12 protein-coding genes are annotated in these 18,587 nt (G+C 69.6%); 5 read left to right on the forward strand and 7 right to left on the reverse strand.

The features are described 5' to 3' along the window. Positions 1–593 precede the first annotated feature (593 nt). The 4 genes from WMF24_RS31870 to WMF24_RS31885 all read left to right on the forward strand — a co-directional run bounded on the left by WMF24_RS31870 (position 594) and on the right by WMF24_RS31885 (position 9,559). Complete coding sequence (locus tag WMF24_RS31870) at positions 594–7,283, forward strand: RHS repeat-associated core domain-containing protein (protein ID WP_437731191.1); 6,690 nt, start codon at positions 594–596, stop codon at positions 7,281–7,283. After that, positions 7,280–7,750: an immunity 26/phosphotriesterase HocA family protein gene (locus tag WMF24_RS31875; protein ID WP_437731192.1), complete on the forward strand. Its 471-nt coding sequence runs from the start codon at positions 7,280–7,282 to the stop codon at positions 7,748–7,750. The genes WMF24_RS31870 and WMF24_RS31875 overlap by 4 nt, the downstream gene beginning before the upstream one ends. 345 nt (positions 7,751–8,095) lie before the next feature. Then, the gene (locus tag WMF24_RS31880) at positions 8,096–8,710 is read left to right on the forward strand and encodes a hypothetical protein (protein ID WP_437731193.1); all 615 of its coding nucleotides are present in this window, start codon (positions 8,096–8,098) and stop codon (positions 8,708–8,710) included. Between the two features lie 96 nt (positions 8,711–8,806). Beyond that, the gene (locus WMF24_RS31885; protein WP_437731194.1) at positions 8,807–9,559 is read left to right on the forward strand and encodes a dienelactone hydrolase family protein; all 753 of its coding nucleotides are present in this window, start codon (positions 8,807–8,809) and stop codon (positions 9,557–9,559) included. Positions 9,560–9,601: 42 nt separating this feature from the next. On the opposite strand, the gene WMF24_RS31890 is transcribed toward WMF24_RS31885, so the two are convergent. From WMF24_RS31890 to WMF24_RS31910, 5 genes are all read right to left on the reverse strand, one after another. Continuing rightward, complete coding sequence (locus WMF24_RS31890; RefSeq protein ID WP_437731195.1) at positions 9,602–10,354, reverse strand: ferritin-like domain-containing protein; 753 nt, start codon at positions 10,352–10,354, stop codon at positions 9,602–9,604. Beyond that, a complete protein-coding gene (locus tag WMF24_RS31895) occupies positions 10,351–11,583 on the reverse strand; it encodes a hypothetical protein (RefSeq protein WP_437731196.1) in 1,233 nt (410 codons plus the stop codon). Before WMF24_RS31895 ends, WMF24_RS31890 begins: the two co-directional genes overlap by 4 nt. A gap of 124 nt (positions 11,584–11,707) precedes the next feature. Then, positions 11,708–12,199 carry a DUF1360 domain-containing protein gene (locus WMF24_RS31900; RefSeq protein ID WP_437731197.1) on the reverse strand — a complete coding sequence of 164 codons (492 nt, stop codon included), beginning with the start codon at positions 12,197–12,199 and terminating at the stop codon, positions 11,708–11,710. 272 nt (positions 12,200–12,471) lie between these two features. Next, the gene (locus WMF24_RS31905) at positions 12,472–12,939 is read right to left on the reverse strand and encodes a VOC family protein (protein ID WP_437731198.1); all 468 of its coding nucleotides are present in this window, start codon (positions 12,937–12,939) and stop codon (positions 12,472–12,474) included. A 55-nt stretch (positions 12,940–12,994) separates the two neighbouring features. After that, complete coding sequence (locus tag WMF24_RS31910) at positions 12,995–13,876, reverse strand: helix-turn-helix domain-containing protein (protein ID WP_437731199.1); 882 nt, start codon at positions 13,874–13,876, stop codon at positions 12,995–12,997. 162 nt (positions 13,877–14,038) lie between these two features. On the opposite strand from WMF24_RS31910, the gene WMF24_RS31915 reads away from it, so the two are divergent. After that, complete coding sequence (locus WMF24_RS31915; protein ID WP_437731200.1) at positions 14,039–16,465, forward strand: NACHT domain-containing protein; 2,427 nt, start codon at positions 14,039–14,041, stop codon at positions 16,463–16,465. Here WMF24_RS31915 and WMF24_RS31920 read toward each other — a convergent pair. Then, positions 16,380–17,174: an HNH endonuclease gene (locus tag WMF24_RS31920; protein ID WP_437731201.1), complete on the reverse strand. Its 795-nt coding sequence runs from the start codon at positions 17,172–17,174 to the stop codon at positions 16,380–16,382. The two genes, WMF24_RS31915 and WMF24_RS31920, sit on opposite strands and share 86 nt — an antisense overlap. Continuing rightward, positions 17,134–18,549, reverse strand: a complete 1,416-nt coding sequence (locus WMF24_RS31925; RefSeq protein ID WP_437731202.1) for an AAA family ATPase — start codon at positions 18,547–18,549, stop codon at positions 17,134–17,136. Before WMF24_RS31925 ends, WMF24_RS31920 begins: the two co-directional genes overlap by 41 nt. Positions 18,550–18,587 lie beyond the last annotated feature (38 nt).

An 18,587-nucleotide genomic window follows, 5' to 3' on the forward strand; every position in this document is an offset into this window, starting at 1 on the left:
ATCCCGATCGGCCTGCGCCAGCACGATGGCGACCCGTTCCAGGAAGCCCGGGGGCGTGTCCGGGCAGGTCGGCGACCTGCTGGGGAACCCTCCCGGCATCGCCAGCGGGTCGTCGACCTGTCCGGGGAACCCTCCGGGCATCGCCGACAGGTCGACGACCCCTCCGGCGACCCTCCGGGCATCGCCGACAGGTCGACGACCCCTCCGGCAACCCTCCCGGCATCGCGAACAGGTCGACAACCCGTCCGGCAACCCGGAAGGCTTCCGGGCAGGGCTTCCCATGGCACGTCCCTCCCCTGCCCGTGACCACGGGAGCCTCGGCTCGACAGGGCGGCAGGGGAACAGGAACGGAGAGCATCCTCCTCCCCTCACCCTCCTCGCGCGTGTCTCCAGCGCTCTCCGCTGCACCTCCAACGCTGACGGCCGAAAGCCCTTTCGACACAGCGCAATCCCTGTTGCCACGTGGATGCCAGCCGGGCACAGACGCCTTGATGGATGCCTCGAGCTCAGCATAAGGAAGGCATATCCGGCTCCAGATCACCCGTTGACTCGCGCCGCCGCGCCATGGCCTCCTCGGTGCGAGGGAGTCTGCAATGGCGCTCGTTCTGCGATGTGTACCCCGGGCGTTCATCCCGCTCCTGATGTTTCTCGCGTGCGTGCTCGCGCAGGGGGGATGCCAGTGCCTCTTCGGCGGCCCGCCCCTGGGGCCGCCTCAGGGCGTCGTCGCCTGCCGGACCGAGGGCACACACGGCCCCGCCACGGCCCGCCCCGCGCCGGAAGTCGAGACTGTCGCGGCCGGCACCATTCCGGGGACGTTCTCCATCTCGAGCACCGGGGAGGCCGTGTACACGATGGACTTGACCACCGTGCCCTCCCGCGCGGGCATAGGACCAAGGCTCCAGCTCGTCTATCGCAGCGATGGCGGCGACGGCGTGCTCGGTGCGGGCTTCTCCATCGCTGGGCTCTCCGCGATCACGCGATGTCCCAAGAACCTCGCGCAGGACGGGGAGATCCGCGGCGTACGGTACGACGGCGACGACGCGGTCTGCCTCGACGGCCAGCGCCTCGTGCCCGTCCAGGAGGGGCCGGGGAGCATCGAATACCGGACGTTCCCGGATACCTTCGTCAAGGTGGTCGGGCACTACGGTCCCGAAGGGGCTGCGCCTGCCGAGGCGCTCTTCTTCGAGGCGCACCTGCCCGACGGCCGCGTCGTCGAGTATGGGCGCACCGAGGGCAGCAAGCCGCTCGCGCGAGCCGGCGCCCCGCGCGCGTGGCTCGCGAACAAGGCCCGCGACGGCCGGGGCAACGCCATGACGTACGCGTACTGCGTCGCCGAGGCGGAGGACGGCCACGCCGCCGAGTATGCGGTGGACGAGATCCGCTACACGAGCTTCGAGGGCACGCCGTCGCTCGCTCCTTCGCGGGCGGTGCGCTTCCTGTATGGGACGAAGGATCCGGCCGCGATTCGCACCGGCTACTCGGGCGGCATGGCGCTCCAGCGCTCGCTTCGCCTGGACGAGATCCAGATGCTCGGCCCGAGCGATACCCTGGTCCGGCGCTACGGCTTCGGCTACGAGCTCAGCCCGGCGACGCGCCGCACGCTCCTGACCCACGTCGAGGAGTGTGCGAGCGACGGGGTGTGCAAGCCCGCCACACGGTTTCGCTACAACCGTGCCACCCCCGGGTTCAAGCGGGTCACGACGGGCATCGACGAGCCGGTCTCCGAGAGGGCGAGCCCGATGGTGTTCGACGTCGATGGCGATGGCCGCGACGACCTCGTGATTCCGGACATGGACGCGGCGCTCAGCACACCGACGAACCCGATCACCGCGTGGTGGGTGGCGCGCAACCTCGGGCCCCGGGCCCCGCCGGGCTTTCTCGCGCCGGCCGAGCTCGCATTCCGCGAGGAGTGGCCGATGGTCGCCGACCCGAGTGGGCCGTCCAATTCGGCCTTTCTTCAGCCGGAGCTCGGGACGGTCCTGGACTACGACGACGATGGGCGGGCGGACGTCCTGCTCCACGACGTCCACGGCGCCGAGGTCACGTGGCATGTGCTCCTGTCCCGGCCCGACTGGACCTTCGCGCTCCAGGACACGGGCATCCGCAGGCCCTTTCCGCTCGGGAGCACGCCCGCGCCGCCCGGGTTGAGCAGCCCCGGCGCGTCGATGCACCTTGCCGATCTGGACGGCGACGGCATGCCGGATCTGATCCAGTGCGAGGACCACGCCCGCGACGGACAGGCGCCGCTGCCGCTCGCCGCCGTGTGGACCGTCCATCTCTGGCGACCCGCGCGCGGCGCGACCCCCGCGGGATTCGACGCCACGGGCGAATCGGTCGAACTGCTGACCGGCTATCCCTGCAATACGGAGCTCCACACGATCGACCTCGACGCCGACAGCAAGATCGATCTGATCGTGCCGTCGTTGCGGCGCTCCGGCGACGGGACGGTCGTCGTCGGAGCGAGTTACGACGCGATCATGCGCCGAGGCGATGAGCGCTGGGAGGTGCTCGATACCGAGCTCCCTGTCGTGGGTCCAGGGGGCCGGGTCATCTTTCTCGACGCGAACGGCGACGGCTTGCCCGATGCCGTCGAATCCGGATCCGGCCACGACCAGCTCACAACCTACTTCAATACGGGGCCGACCTTTGTGGCCTCACCGTTCCGTACCGTCGACGCGTTCAGCTTCGGCGATCTGCTGGGTTTCCCGGATCAGGACGCGTTCTTCCGGCTCGCCGTTCCGCTCGACTTCAATGGTGACGGGCGGCAGGATCTCCTCACGCCCGTCCCGCCGGGTATGTTGCTGGGCGGCTCCGATGCGCTGCCGTCGTGGGCCGTCCTGCTGGCCACCGGCGATCGCGATGGGCCGCCGTTCACGCTCGTCGACCCGCAGGTGCCGTTCGAGGCCAGTCTCGGCGATGCGGTCACGCTCGCCGATCCGAGCGGCCCACGCACCGGCGACGTCAACGGGGACGGCGCTCAGGACGTGGTCATGACGCTCGGCGGCGCGTTCACCCTCTTCGAGAGCCTCGCGGCCGATCAGGATCTGCTGGTCGCGATCTCCGATGGCATGAACGCCCACGAGCCGACGGAGCCGGCCTTCGTACCCAACGTGAGCATCTCATACGGGCACCTGACCGACGCGTCCGTGGCGGCGGGGGAGGACGACAGCGCGGAGGACCCGGCGCGGGAGCGCCCGCTCTACCTGGCGCGTTCCGGCGCGGCGGACGACTGCGTCTATCCGCGCCGCTGCGTCGTGGGACCTCGTCGGGTGGTCAGCGCGTACGCGCTCAACAACGGCGCGGATCGACCGCGGCGCCTCGAGGTCGGCTACCGCGACGGGCGCTACCACAGGCTGGGCAGGGGATTTCTCGGGTTCGGGGAGCGGCTCGTCACCGATCTGGACACGGGCGCCGCGACGCTCGAGGTCTACGACAACGTCACGTACGACGACGAGCTCCAGGTCTTTCCCTTCGCAGGGCGCGTCGCGCGGACGTGGCGCTGGGCACCGGGCCTGCCAGGCCAGCCCAGGCCGGAGCAGATCGAGCTCGCGTTCGTCGATGTGACGCGGACGCTCGTCCCGACGAACGACGGCGCGACGTACTTCACGCTGCCGACCGAGCGCCGTCTGAGGCGAGCGCAAGGGATCTACCCTCCCCCGAGCGGCCAGCCGCCCGCGATCGAGACGTACGTGCGGCAGATCGAGGCCGGAGGCGGCGGCGCGACGCTGCTGCAGGACTCGGTGTCGAAGGTGACGGACTTCGACGCGTTCGGCAATGTGCGCGCCGAGGAGGTCTCGACGAGCGGCGTCGATCTCACCTTCAACGTCAGGCGGACGTTCAAGAACGACACCGAGCGCTGGGTCCTCGGCCAGCTCGAGACGCAGAAGGAGTGTAGCGCCGCGGCCGGGACCTCGGAGTGCCGGACCCTCACGCGGACCACGACGATCCACGGCGAGGTCGACACCGAGTCCACGGAGAGCGACGACGGCCTACCGGACACGAAGCTGAAGCTGACCTACACGCGCGACGACTTCGGCAACATCACAGCCATCACGGCGGAGGACGCCTTCGGCCACCGGCGAACATCCAGCACGGAGCTCGACGACGAGGGCATGTTCCCCGAGAAGCTCGTGAATGCGGCCGGGCACACGACGATCGTGGCGTACGACGACGCGCTGGGCGTGCTCCTCAAGCGGGTCGACCCGAATCAGCGCGTCACGGCGTGGCTGTATGACGGCTTCGGCCGCCTCGGCGTCGAGAGGCGTCCGGACGGCACGGCGACGACGGTCGCACTATCACGCACGAAGGACGGCGGCCCGAGGCAGGATGCCTGGCGCGTGATGGAGCGAAGCACCGCGACCGGCGGCGCCGACGATACGGTCGAATTCGACAGCCTCGGTCGCCCGATCCGGTGGTGGTGGTACGGGCCGGAGCCGGAGCCGGAGCCGGAGCCGGCGCAGGGCTCGGGCGAGACAAAGCGCATCCTGCAAGAGATCGGGTACGACCCGCTGGGCGAGCACATCGCGCAGCGCTCGGTGCCGGTGAGCGAAGAGACGCCCGAGCGCGAGCGGCTGTACGAGCGCTACGAGCACGACGCTGTGGGCCGCGAGGTGCGTACCACGACGCCGTGGAACGCGGTCACGACGACCGAGTACGACGGCCTGCTCGTGCGCGTCACCGACGCGCTCGACCACGTGACCGTGACCGAGCAGGATCCGCTGGGGCGGACCAAGGCCATCACCGATGCCGCCGACGGGATCACCCGTTACAGTCACGGCCCGTTCGGCCTGCTGCAGACGGTCACCGATCCCGGCGGCGCGGTGACGCGCATCACGCGCGACGCCTTCGGCCGTGTCCGGCAGCTCGACGACCCCGATCGGGGCACGACGCGCTCGATCCATGACGGCTTCGGCGAGCTGACGTCGTCGACCGATGCGCTCGGGCGCGAGACCACGTGGGAGTACGACGCGCTCGGCCGGCCCGACACGCGCGTGGACCGGCATGGCGCCGAGCGTCGTACGACGAAGTGGACCTGGGACACCGCGGCGCACGGGATTGGCGAGCTCCACACGCTCGCGAGCCACGACAGCGAGAAGACGTACGGGTACACCCGCCTCGGCCAGCTCGAGACGATCTCGCTCCGCATCGACGGCGAGGGCGCTCCCCTGCAAGCGAGGCTGGGCTACGACGATCTCGGCCGTATCGAGACGGTCACGTACCCGACGCCGGCCGGTGCGACGTCGTTCGTGGTGGTCCACGACCTCGACGCGCACGGCCATGTGCTCGCGGTGCGCGACGACCGGACGAAGGCCGCGTACTGGCGCTTGACGGGCGTGGACGACGCAGGACGACTTCGAGAGGAGGTGTTCGGCAACGGCGCGGTCACGACACGGAGCTACCACGCCGACAAGCAGCGCCTTCGGAACGTGGTGACGCAGAGCGGGGCGGCCGAGGTACAAGACCTGGACTACGGGTACGATGATCTCCTGAACCTCGCACGCCGCACCGATGCGCTCCAGCCCCGGAACACGACGGAGCGCTTCAGGTACGACGCGCTCCAGCGGCTGACGTGCGCGTACTTCAATGAGGTCGAGAGCGCCGCGGCGCCCTGCGCGCTCCGCTACGACCACGCGCCGAACGGCAATCTCACCTTCAAGTCGGACGTCGGAACGCTGTCCTACGATGACCCGCTGCACCCCCACGCGGTCACCGGCGCGGGCACGGGGAGCTTCGCTTACGACGCCGTGGGCAACCAGATCGCACGCCCCGGCGGCACGACCGTGCGCTACACGCCGTTCGACCTGCCGGAGCGCATCACGCAGGGCGCGAGCACGGTCACGTTCGCCTACGACGGCGACCAGAGGCGGATCCGGAAGACCACGCCCGAGAAGGAGACGCTCTACTTCGGCGACTTGGTCGAGCGGGTCACCGATGCGGCATCGGGCGGCGTGGAGCATCGGTATCACGTCCACTCGCCGGAGCGGGTCGTTGCGATCGTCACCCGGGGAGGCTCGGACGACGGCACGCGCTATGTGCACGTCGACCACCTCGGCTCGGTCGACGCGCTCACCGACGAGGACGGCGCCGTCATCGAACGGCGGAGCTACGATCCGTTCGGGCAGAGGCGAAACCCCGCGTGGGGGGAGCCCGCGCCGGCGTCGTTCACCAGCAAGACGACGCACGGGTTCACCGGGCACGAGAGCGACGACGAGCTCGGGCTCGTGAACATGAAGGGCAGGATCTACGATCCGAGGATCGGGCGGTTCTTGACCACGGACCCGATCGTTTCCCTCCCGTTCTTCGGCCAGAGCTGGAACAGGTACAGCTATGTCTTCAACAACCCGCTCAACTTCGTAGATCCGAGCGGGTTCCAGGCAGCTCCGGAGGAGCCTGGCCTGACGTCAACACCAGGGATCATCAGCGAGGATGGGACGGTCGACCCGTGCCTGGGCGGCGTATGTAAAGAAATCATCGTTCGAGGTCCTCCGCGCGTCGTGGAGGGCTCTCGCGAGGCCGCCGAGGTCGGCGCGGCGGCGCCGCCGGTCGACGTCAGCACGACCGGAAGCGCCTCGGGGCATGTACCGCAGCCGGTGACCACAGCGCCGATCGACTGGTCGCAAAACCCCTACGTGCAGGTGGAGGGAGGGTTCATCGCCGGGCTGTTGCTCGGGGCGGTTCCTTTCGCCGGCGTCGGTCATGGGCTGCTGGATGCCGCGGGCGTGCTGGCCCATGGGACGCCGGAGGCCAGGATGGGGCTGGCCATCGGGCAGATCGTGGGTGGGCTCGCCGTCGCGACCGGGGGCTTGACCGGTAATATCTTCGGGGGCATCACGAGCGCCACCGGCATCGGAGCGGCGATCGGCGTGCCTGCGATCGCCGTGTCGACCGGGCTCGTCGTCGGTGGGGTCGGGAACATCGCGGCGGGGATCCAGGGGCTCTCGCAGGCGCTGATGTCGCAAGGATCCGGGAGTCAAGGGCCGCAGGGGACAGCAGGCGTTGCAAAGGGAGGTACCTACAAGTTGCGCGATCCAGAAACCGGCCAGGTCCGTCGGACCGGTCGCACGAACGACCTTCGGAGGCGAGAAGGGGAGCATGGCCGAGACCCAGAGACGAAAGATCTCGAATTTGAAGTCGATCGACGAACTGACAGCTATCCTGCGCAACGCGGTCGCGAGCAGCGCATTTACGATCAGCATCCCGAAGCAGACATGAACCGCAGGAGACCGATCTCGCCGACCAATCCACGACGAGAGGAGTATCTACGACTGGGAGACAAGCTATGAAGCGTCGCAGACCTGCACCGGATGGCACCGTGTTCCTTGTACCCCTACGCGACGGGGGACATGCGATAGGTGTGCTCGCACGAGCGACGGGGGAAGGCCATGCTTTCGGCTACTTTTTCGGCCCAAGAATTTTGAAAGTGAGCGATGTGAACATGACGAAACTTAGTCCGAAGAACGCGATTTTAGCTGGAAAATTCGGAGACCTCGAGATTCTTCGCAAGAACTGGCCGGTGGTCGGCGTCCTCAAGGATTGGGCGCCTGAGGGTTGGCCCATGTTGCCGATGGCGCGCATCGACGAGGCGACAGGCCGTGCCTGGCTGGCGACCTATGACGACTCGTTTGAATGCACAGAAGAGAAAGAAATTGATACACAAACGGCGTCTCAATATCCCCATGATCGAATGATGGGAGCGGGCGCCGTCGAGATCCGATTAACGAGCTTGATCCGAGCCACGGAGAAGCCGTAGAAACAGACAGCAGGCATAGAGTCACGCAGACATTCAAGAACGACACCGAACGCTGAGGGCTTGGCCAGATCCAGACACAGAAGGAGTGCAGCGCGGCGGCGGAGACTCGTGGTGCCGGCGCCTCACGCGGACGATGGCGGTGCACGGCGAGGTAGATGCTGAGTCCGCCGAGATCGAAGGCGGCCTGCCCGACACGAAGCTGAAGCTCACCTACACGCACGATGACCTCCTGAACCTCACGCGCCGCACCCGCTCACCGCGCGCCGCCGCGAGAACGGCGCCCTGTCCGAGGAAGACGGGCGCGTCCTCGACCGGGAGGCCGACGGGAGCTTCGGGGCGCTGCGCATGCGCCTCGTCGCGTATTCGATGCTCCCCCCGGAGCGCTTCCCGAAGGCGCGGCGCGCGGGGGAGCTCGTCAACGAGCTCTTCGGCGACGACGGCCTGTCGTTCCTCTCCGCCGAGTACTCCGTGCAGAACACCGTGATGGCCTCCATCGTCGAGCACATCCAGGAAGCGGGGCTCCAGCCGGAGATCGACGCGCTCGCAGGGCCCGAGTTCCTCGAGCAGATCGGCAACGTCGTGCCGCGCTACGACATGATGGTGAAAGACAGGCTCCAGAAGGAGGCCGCCGCGACATCCAACCTCACCCCCGTGGTGCGCGCCATCCAGTCCGCCATCGTGAGCTATGCGACAAAGGTCGCCGGCATGGTCGACGAGGACGACCCCGCGACGATCGAGACCGTCCGGAGGGCCCTCCGCCCGCTCGACGCCCACCGCGAGTCCAGCGCTCGGCGCGCGCAGGGCGGCACCAAGGGCGAGGCGGCGAGCGGCGCGCCGGCCGCGCCGGCCTCCCCGGCAAAACCGGCAACCCCGGCAGCGCCGGCCTCCCCGGCCTCTCCGGCAGCGCCGGCGACCGGGGCGGGCGCGGTGGGCGGCGGATCGCTGGGCGCGCCGGCCTGAGATCCGGCCGAGCGAAGACCCCCAAGCTCATGACGTGGCGGCGCCGGATGCGGGCGGGATAGAACGCTGTCTCGACCGAACCGAAAGGGACACCGCATGCCGCTCCAACCACCCCCTCCTATCCATACCGAACGCCTCGACTACACCGAGGGCGAGACGATCTGCGAGGCGTACGTCGCGCACGACGCCTCCAGCGCCGCGAAGCGGCCCTGCGTGCTCATCGCCCACGCGTGGGCAGGGCAGAACGAGGCCATGCACGAGAAGGCCGCGGAGCTGGCCGGCCTCGGCTACGTCGGCTTCGCGCTCGACGTGTACGGCAAGGGCGTCCGCGGCGCCGAGATGGAGGACAACTCCCGGCTCATGGCGCCCTTCATGGAGGACCGCGGCCTGCTCCGCAGGCGCCTCCTGGCGGGCCTCGCCGCGGCCCGACGGCACCCGCTCGCCGATCCGGATCGCATCGCGGCCATCGGATACTGCTTCGGCGGGCTGTGCGCCCTCGACCTGGCGCGCAGCGCCCCGCAGGGCCTCCGGGGCGTCGTGAGCTTCCACGGCGTGCTCCACCCGCCGAACCTGGGACCGCAGGCGCCCATCACGGCCAAGGTGCTCGTGCTCCACGGCTGGGAAGACCCCATGGCGCCCCCCGCCGACGTGCTCGCCCTCGCGCGCGAGCTCACCGAGGCCAGGGCCGACTGGCAGCTCCACGCCTACGGCCACGCGATGCACGCCTTCACCTACCCGGGCGCGAACCTCCCGCAAGCGGGCATCCTGTACGACGCCGCGGCCGCCAGGCGATCGTGGGCCGCGATGCGGAGCTTCCTCGAGGAGGTCCTCGAGCAGCGGGCAGGCTGAAACGCCGCGCAGGCCTTCAGGCCTGCGCGACGAGCCTCCGGATCAGCTCGACACGATGTTCGCGTGATCGCCCTTCGCCCGGGCGAGCACCGACGCCTTGATCCAGCTCCGCACCATGGTGAGGTGGCGCGCCTCGGCGGCGCGCGCCGCGATGAACTGGTTCAGGATTTCCTGGTCGTTGAGGCCCTGGGACATCTCGATGAGCACGTCCCATGCGTCGTTGTCCGTGAGCTCGGCGACGAGCATCGCCTCCAGCGCGTCGGCGAGGTTCGTCCTCGGATCGGTGACGACCTTGATCAGGCCGCACGAGGCGACCCCGTGCACGTCGGCGAGCGGCGTCTCGGCCGTTGGATCGGCGCCGAGCGCCCGGATCACCGAGGCGATCAGGAGGAAGTGCTCCGACTCCTCCTTGTAGATCAGCTCGATCTCCTCGCGCGTCGGGCCGCCCTCGAACGGTCCGAGCGCGTCGAACTTCGCGAGGACGCCCTTCCATAGCCGGCTGCCCGCCCGCTCGAAGGCGAGGCGCTCGCCCAGCTTGTCGAGGAGGACCAGCGGCGCCTCGCCCTTGAGCGCCTGGAGGGCCGTCTTCACGGCGCCCTTCAGCGTGCCAGGAGGAGGCATCGTGCCGACCCGCTCCTCCCGCCGCGCGTAATGGGCAATGACGTTCGCGATCGCCGAATCGTCGCCCGCGCTGCTCGGCGGCATGAGCCTGGCGCCAACGACGAGCTCCTTCGAGTCCATCGGCGACATGTCCATTCCGGTGCGGTTCATCCCCGCGGTCGTCTCGGTCTTCATGCTGACCTCATCTTGTAAACCTTCGCGCCATTACCGTTCGCACCGTTCGCCTGCCTGCCCTGCGCCGCCTGGACCGCGAGCTCCGTCCCGGGGACGTACACGTAGCCCGCCGCCACCGTCTCCGACGGCGAGCCGGCCATGTTCAGCCGATCGCGGTAGGCGAGCGTCTGCGGCGACTCGGGCACCTGCCGCGGATCCACGATGCTCTTGCCGACCGCGCGCAGGTGCACCTCGCCCTGCAGCACGCGGCGGACGAACTCGCGGTGGCTCCGGAACTCGATGGGATCCGGGAGCTCCGCCGGCAGGATCTCCGCGGCGTCGCGCCCCTCGATCTTCTCGAAGAGGCGGCGCACGTGCTGGAGCTGGCCGAGCTCGTAATCGACGAACCGCTCCCAGATGGCCTTGATCCGGGGGTTCGACTCGGATTGAGCACAGCTATGGTAGTTGTAGACCTCGGCGGCCTCGTGCAGGAGCCACTTCTCGAGCCAGGTCTCGTTCGGGTCGATGATCGACTCGTACTGCGTGACGTGCTGCTCCTCGATGGAGGCGATCTCCGCGTAGAGCTGCCGCGCCATGGGGTCGGCGAAGGTCGGCCCGACGTTCATGTAGTAGTCGTGCGTCTGGTGCTCGGCCGCCATGATCGTGAGCGCGTGGAGCTTCGTGAGCGGCGCCGCCGTCCTGCGATCGTAAGGGGCCCGCAGGTCGTCGTCGGGGTGGCGGTGCTCCACGCTCGTGGGCCTGCCGGGGCACACGTCCGTGTAGCACTGCAGGATGTTGTTCGAGTCCTTGCCGTGCACCCGATCCATCAGCGCCGAGTAGCGGTAGAGATGATCGAAGTCCTCGAGCATCCCGAACCGGTAGATCTGCGCCATGTACTCGTCGGGCTCGCGCATGGCGACCGACGCGGTGACCTCGATCGCCACCTGCTCGAAGCCGATGGTGGTCTCGAGCACGGACAGATCGCCCGGAAGGAGCCAGTTCACCATCGTCTGCTGGTGCTGCTCGACGCGGCGGATGAGGGCCAGCTCCCGCTGGAGCGGGCCGTTCATGCGAGCACAGGCGTGCGAGAAGCGCACCGCCTCCGACTCGATGCCGTTCATCAAGATGATCCGGACGCGGGTGAACGCGTCATCGTTCAGCTTGCTGGACGGGATGCTGACGATCTCGCGCCAGTCGAACTGCTGCTTGTCCAGCGGTGTGCCCCGCTCGTTCAACAAATCAAGTGCCACCTTGACCTCCAGTCTCCGGTGTGTGTGCAAGAGGCGCTCCACGGGGGGAAACGCCCCGCCTGTTCGCGAGGGCCGAGCGCCGCGATGGGGCACCTGGCCACATCTGTCGCAAATCGCCTGAGCGCTACTTTCCTCCTGCGCTCGTGACGCGCGCGTAGCACGTGTTGATGAAGTCCGAGATCGCCGCGCTGCCGAGCAGGAACGAGGCTCCGCGCGTGACGCGCGGCGACACGAGGTAACCGATGGTCAGCCCCAGCGACGCCCACATCGCGGCGCACCGAGGACACGTGAGGAGCTCTCCGATGGCGCGCGTCATGCCTTCGCCGCGCGGCTCCTCGTGCGTCTGTCCCGCCGGGTCCTGCTCCACGTCGGTGAACGGCGCGCGCACCGCGCGGGTCACCTTGTCGCGCGTGATCAGCCGGCTCAGGCGGTTCGTTGCGAGCCCGAGGAGCGCGGCGTCGCGCAGGGGAATACGCGACGGGAGCGGACGCCCGGCACGTTCAAGGAGCGCGAAGGTGCCAGCCGACAGGAACAGGTAGGTGCCCATCAGCTTGACATAGTGGGCGAGGGGCTCCTCGTCGTGGCCTTGCCCCAGCAGCGCATCGAAACTCAGCATGACGCGGCGGTACGCAACCGGCGTGCCCTGCGGCCTCAGCGGGGTTGACGTGCGGCCTCAGCGGGGTTGACGTGCGGCCTCAGCGAAATTGGCGCGCGGGCTCAGCGGGGTTGACGTGCGCCCTTGGCGGGATCGGCCTCAGCGGGGCTGACGTGCGGCCTCAGCGAGATCGGACTCAGCGAGATCGGCCTCGGCGGGATCGGCCTCAGCGGAGCTGGAACGTGTCCATGTCCCCGGCGCTCGGCTCAGGTCTTGCGCGGGCCCTGCTCTCCTCACCACCTGGCCATGCGCACCTGCATCTCCTCGACGGAGACGTCCTCGATGACGGCGGAGAGGACCCAGTGATGGCCGAACGGGTCTTCGATCCTCCCCTCGCGACGGCCGTAGAGCTGATCGTCGATCGGATAGATGATCCTGGCGCCGGCCTCGACGGCGCGGGCGGCGACGGCGTCGGGATCCTCGACGTTGAGCGTGAGGGCGATGGGCGTGCCGCCGAGCGCCTTCGGGCCGCGCGCGTTCCACCGGGGAGCCTCGTCCGCGACGGTGAAGAGGGAGTCGCCGATCACGAGCTCGGCGGCGACGATGGCGCCGCCGCGCTTCGGATCGGCGAGGCGGAGCTTCTCGGTCGCGCCGAACGCCTTCTTGTAGAACGCGATGGCCTCCGACGCGCCGGCGACGACGAGGCGCGCCACGATGGTGTGGTACGGGGGCGGGGCGATGGGGTGCAGTCGCTTGGTCATGGGCGGAGCATGTCCACCCGGGCGGAGCGGGTATTGTAAAAACGTGCCGGCCGGCTCAGCCGCCGAGCGGGACGTGGTTCCGCTCGCGGCGCCTCGCGGCGTACTCGGTCGGGGTCAGGCCCGCGAACGCGCGGAAGTCGTGGATGAAGTGCGCCTGATCGTAGTAGCCGCACGCGGCCGCCACGCCGGCCCACGAGACGCGCTCGCCGCGCTCGATCGCCGCGAGGGCCTGCTGGAAGCGCCGCACGCGGCAGTAGCGCTTCGGGGTGAGGCCGACCTGCTCGGTGAAGCTGCGGATGAACCGCCTCGAGCTCATCCCGAGCTGGCCGACGACGTCGGAGACGGTGCACGCGCGGGACGGGTCGGCGAAGGCCGCGAGCGCGAAGTCGACCGCCGGGTCGCGCGCGAGCGGGCGCGCCGGGCGGCGGAGGAGCCGCTCGCCGAGGGCGGTCTCCAGGGCGCGGAGGCTGGCCTCGGGGGTCCTCGCCTCGAGGACGCGCTCGCGGACGAGGGCGGCCTCGCGGCCCCAGAGCGCGTCCAGCGAGACGTGGGTGCCGCCGAGCGCCTCGGCGTCCGGGCCGAAGAACGGGAACGCGCCGCCCGGGGTGAACTCGGCGCCGACGATCGCCCGCTGCTCGGCCGCGTCGATCGCGAAGTGCTCGGCGTGGGCGCCGCAGATGGCGATGCCGGAGACGCGGTGGCAGCGCGCGGGCGAGGCGGCGGGGGCGAGGGCGCCGGCGACCGGAGAGGGGGCGGAGGGGCCCGTGGCGACGTCGTACCGGCGCAGCTCGTCCTCGGCGAGGTTGATGAGGAGGCTCATGGAGCCGGTGGGGAGGACGCGCTCGAGAAGATCGGGGAGCTCGGGGGCGGCGCAGTACCAGAGCTGGCCGACGAAGCGGGCGAGAGGGGGAGACGGGGTACGGGTGACGAAGTGCATGGCGCGGCCCGGTGGGGCAAGCATGCCACGGGTGAGGAGCGAGCGGAGCGGGAGCCGCGGCGAGGGTGAACCGTGCGCACGGAGCTGCGGGCGAGCGGCAAGCGGGACGGCCGGTGCGCGCCGGCTGGACGGTGGGAAAGGCGATCTCTAGGATGCCGGCTCGTGACGGCGGCCGTGCGACAGGCGAAGACGGGGGCGGGGCGAGCGAAGGCCTCCGTCGGGGCGAAGCGCCAGGTCAAGGTGAACGCTGCGGCAGTGGAGTCGCCGGAGGCGGTGCTCGACAGGATCCTCGCCGAGGTGCCGGGCAATGCTCAGGCGAGCGACGGCCTGCCCGAGGTGGTTCGCAAGAACCGGCGCGAGCGGGCGAAGCGGCGGCTGCTCGACGCGCTCGCGGCGCGCGGGCCTTATCCGGTCCCGGAAGGGCTGCGCGGCGAGCTGCGCTCGCTCGCGGAGCGGTGGGCGCAAAAGGGCTTCGAGGATGCGTTTCCGGAGGCGGATGCGTTCGAGATCCGGTGCGCAGAAGAACGCGCGGTGCTCGACGCAGCGGCCCGGGGTGACGAGGAGGCGCGCTTCGCGGCCGCGGAGCGGGCCTACCGACGGGAGGTCGAGGCGAGGTACGGGCAGATCGAGATCCGCGGGCTCCAGCTCAGCGCGCGCGTCCGGCAAGATCTCGATATCGCCTATGTGCCGCTGCACGTCGAGGAGCCGTCCGAGGCGGTGCGCTCGGCGAAGCCCAGGAAAACGACTGGCAAGAGACAGAAGGATGAAGCGAGCACAGTAGAGGCCGAGGCGGCCAGTTCCATGCTGCGCGTGCTGGAGCGGCCGCGGGTGCTCGCGACGGAGGCGCTGGTGGACCACCCGCGGCTCCTGATCGTCGGCGAGCCGGGCAGCGGCAAATCGACGCTCCTCGCGTACCTGGCCACGCGAGCCGCCCGAGGTGAGCTGGCCACCTCGAATCCAGGGGGCGAGCCTGAATCCATTCCCTTTCTCTTACCGGTGCGAGCCCTCCATGAAGCCGCAGCGAGCCCGGAGGGGATCGCTCGCGCGGCCGGCGCGGAGCCCTGGTTCGTGGAAGCGGCGCTTCGACGCGGTCGAGCGCTGCTCCTCGTCGATGGCCTCGACGAGGCACGGACCGAGGTGACAGGGAAGGTGCTGCCAACGCTCGCGGCGACGCTCGACGCACATCCCGGGAGCTCGGTGGTCGTCACGACGAGACCGGTCGCCGCCCCCGGCAGGGGTGAGACCGCACCCAGGGGCTTTGCGCGCGCACGCCTCTTGCCGATGACGCGCGACGAGGTCACCGCCTTCATCGACCGATGGTGTCTGGCTGCCGAACTGAGCCTCAACAAGTCTCGTGAACAGGCCGAGATCGACGCGCGCGCCGCCGCGGACGATCTGAAAGAACGGGTGCGGGCGAGCCGGGCGATCGAGAAGCTCGCGGAGACTCCCCTCCTCTGCTCCGTCATCTGCGTCGTCCACCGCTTCCTCGGGCAGCGGATCCCGGAGCGGCGGGTCGCCCTCTACGAGGCGATCACCAACGTCCTGCTCTACGAGTGGGATCGCGCCAAGTTCGCGGAGGGCGCCGCCATTGGCAAGCTCGACGCGCACGCGAAGCGCGCCCTGCTCGCCCGGCTCGCGCTCTCCATGCACAGGGCGCGCATGGCGGAGTTGCCCGTGGACGAGGTCGTCCGGCGGCTCGCGGCGCACCTGCCGGATCTCGGCCGTCCGGAAGAGGAAGCGGCCGCGATCGTCGCCGAGATCCGCGACCGTAACGGCGTGCTCGTGGAGCGGGCGCCGGGGTCGTTCGCCTTCTCGCACCTGACGTTCCAGGAGTACCTCGCCGCGATGGAGCTCGTGAACGCGCACGCTTACGGCGAGCTTCTGCGCAACTACAAAGACAGGTGGTGGCATGAGGTCATCGTCCTTGCAGCCGGGTTTCCAGGGGCGCATGCGGCCCGGATCATTCGCGGGCTCCTCGACAAGGACGGCGATGACGTGGCTGAAGGGACGATGCTCGCCGCGCAATGTGCCGATACCGCCATCGAGGTGAAACAACCGCTGCGGAAGGAGATCGAGAAGCGCGTGGCACGGCTGGTTCCGCCGGCGAGCCCGACGGAGTTCTTGAGACTCTTCCATCTCGGCGAGGTGGCTGGACCGGTGCTCCTTCGCCTGCTCGACAAGGCGAGCACGGAAGGGAAAGCTTCGATCGTCATGGCGCTCACCTATATACGCTATGAGCCAGCGACAAGGGCGATCATCAAACTGCTCAAGGATCCAAGCCAGACCCGTCGTCCGTTCGCAATCCTTTACACGATGACAGAGAAGACCTACACCCTCGCCGAGTGCGCCGCCCTCTTCGTGGTGATGTTGGTCAGGTTCTCGGAGGCAGCGTTCTCCGCCTTCCTCGACGCCATGCCCTCGGCCGATCCGAGCGCCATTCAGGTCCTGCGGAGCTTCATGGCCAGCGAGTCGAATCCCCATGAACGGGACAAACTCAAGGCGCTCATCGCGCGCGCCGAGGCCGCCCACGCGAGGGCTTCTTCCGCTCCCGGCGCCCGTCCTTCCAGACGCGCCGCACGTTCTGGTTGATCGCCTCGGAGAACGCCACGGGCCGCTTGATCAGCATGTCCTGAAGCAGGATCCCAGGACACCCCATCAACCTCCTCACGAAGTCGAGATGGCACTGGATCGCCGTCCCCCGGTGCTGCGTGAGCCAGTGACGCGTCAGGCCGAAGTCCTCGATCGTACACCTCGCCTGCTCATCGCCTTCACCGGGCGCGATCCCGCCGTCCTCGGCGAACACGAAGCGGCTGCCCGGGTCGCCCTCGTCGGGCCGGACATACCCCCCGACCGGCCACCTGTCGTGCTTGGCGCCGTTGCACGCCATGCACGCCAGGAAGTAGTTCTTCCACTCGTAAGCCTGCGCGGGGAAGCGCGCCTTGGGCCGGAAGTGCTCGACCTGCCCCGGCGGCCTGTCCTCCCCGCTCGTCCCGGGGTGACTCGAGCTCACCGGAGACTGGCAGTAGGCGCAAAAGCCGTGCGACATCCCGGCGATCGCCTGCCGGACCCGCGCATCGGTGCGCCAGACCGGCGGAAACTCCGGCTTTCCCTTCTCGCCGGACGGCAGCACCTCCGGCGCGTAGCTGGCGAACCCCTTCTTCCGCTTCGCCCCTTGCTCGGCGAGCTTCTCGAAGGCCCTCGCCTTCTTCCAGAACGCTTCCGCGTCCGGGAACGCCGCGTCGACCGTCGCTCGCCAGTCAGCGGGCGGCTTTACGCCTCTTCGCCGGAGCCGGATCACGCCGTCCCCCTCCCTTCGCGGAAAGCTGTGCGTCGAGCCGCCGGAGCAACGCGATCTGCGTCCGCGCGATCTCGGACAGGAGCGGCCCCTTGCCCTCCCGCTCCTCCTCCCGCGCGAGCACGCCTTGAAGCTGGTCCAGCGTCTCCAGCAAGACCTGCCGGTCGCGCGCCGTCGCCGTGCCGCCCTCGACCTTCCGCCGGAGCTCGGCGGCCTTCACCTCCAGCGCCTCGTACGTCGGCGAGAGGCGCGATGGCACGTCGAAAACGGCGTCGTCGACCATCACCGAGTCGACCTCCGCGCCGTCGAGCCGCTCCAGATCCCCCTTCGTCAAGGGCCGCGCCGTCGTGCCCTCGCCGGGCTTCTCGTCCAGCACGACAATCCGGATCTCGCGCTCCCTGTCGTCGATGGCCGCCTGCACCACCGCGGGCGAGTGCGTGGTCAGCACGAATCGCGTACCCGGAAACAGGCCTGTGAGCTGATCGATGATCCGCCGCTGCCAGCGAGGGTGCAGGTTCAGGTCGACCTCGTCGATGGCGACCATGGCCTCGCCCGCGAGCGGATCGTCGAGGGCGGAGAAGAGCTGCGCGTAGCGGATCGCGAGATCCAGCACGACGGAGAGCATCGCGCGGTATCCGTCGGAGAGCTCCGTGATCGAGAGCGTCACGCCCGAGCGACGGAACGCCGCCACGCGGCGCCCTTCCTGCTCGACGATCTCCACGCCCTCGATTCGCTTGTCGAGCCCCACCAGCCACGCGCGGAGCCGCTCCCAGACCGCCCGCGCGGCGGGGTCGTACTCGCCCCGGTCCTCCAGGAGCGCGACGTAGGCCGAGAGATCCCGGAAGAGGTACTCGTCGAAGTCGACAAGCGTGCGCGTGGCCGGGCGGCGCAGCGCATCCTCGAGGTGCGACGGGAGCGGCCGGGCCAGCGCCTGCTCCCACTCCGGACCGAGGAGCGTCGGGCCGGTCGCCTGGCGCGGCCTCGCGGGCGGACGCAGGGCGCGGTACTGGCCATACGCAAAGACGTGCTGCCCGCGCGGGAGGCGCGAGCGCTCGGCGCGCCCTTCGCCATCAGCCCAGCGCGCGAGCGGCTCGGCGCCGGTCCCGTGGAGCGCGATCGATCCGCCGGACGCTCCACGGCGCAGCGGGAAGCGGTCGAGCCCCTCGCCTTCGCCCGGCGCGAGCGAGGCGAGCGCCTCGATGATGCTCGTCTTGCCGGAACCGTTCTGCCCGATGACGACCGTGACCTGCGCCCCGAGCGGCACCTCGCCGCGCGCGAAACAGCGCACGTTCTCGAGGACCAGCCGGTAAACACCGGTTGGGCCCGGCCCGGGCAAGGGCACGGGCGGCGACTTGCTCTGCTTGCGGCGCGTCGTCACGCGCCGACTATAGCCAGAAACGTCGCCATGTGGCCCTG

The sequence above is a fragment of the Sorangium sp. So ce1335 genome (assembly GCF_051521615.1).
Lineage (GTDB): Bacteria > Myxococcota_A > Polyangia > Polyangiales > Polyangiaceae > Sorangium.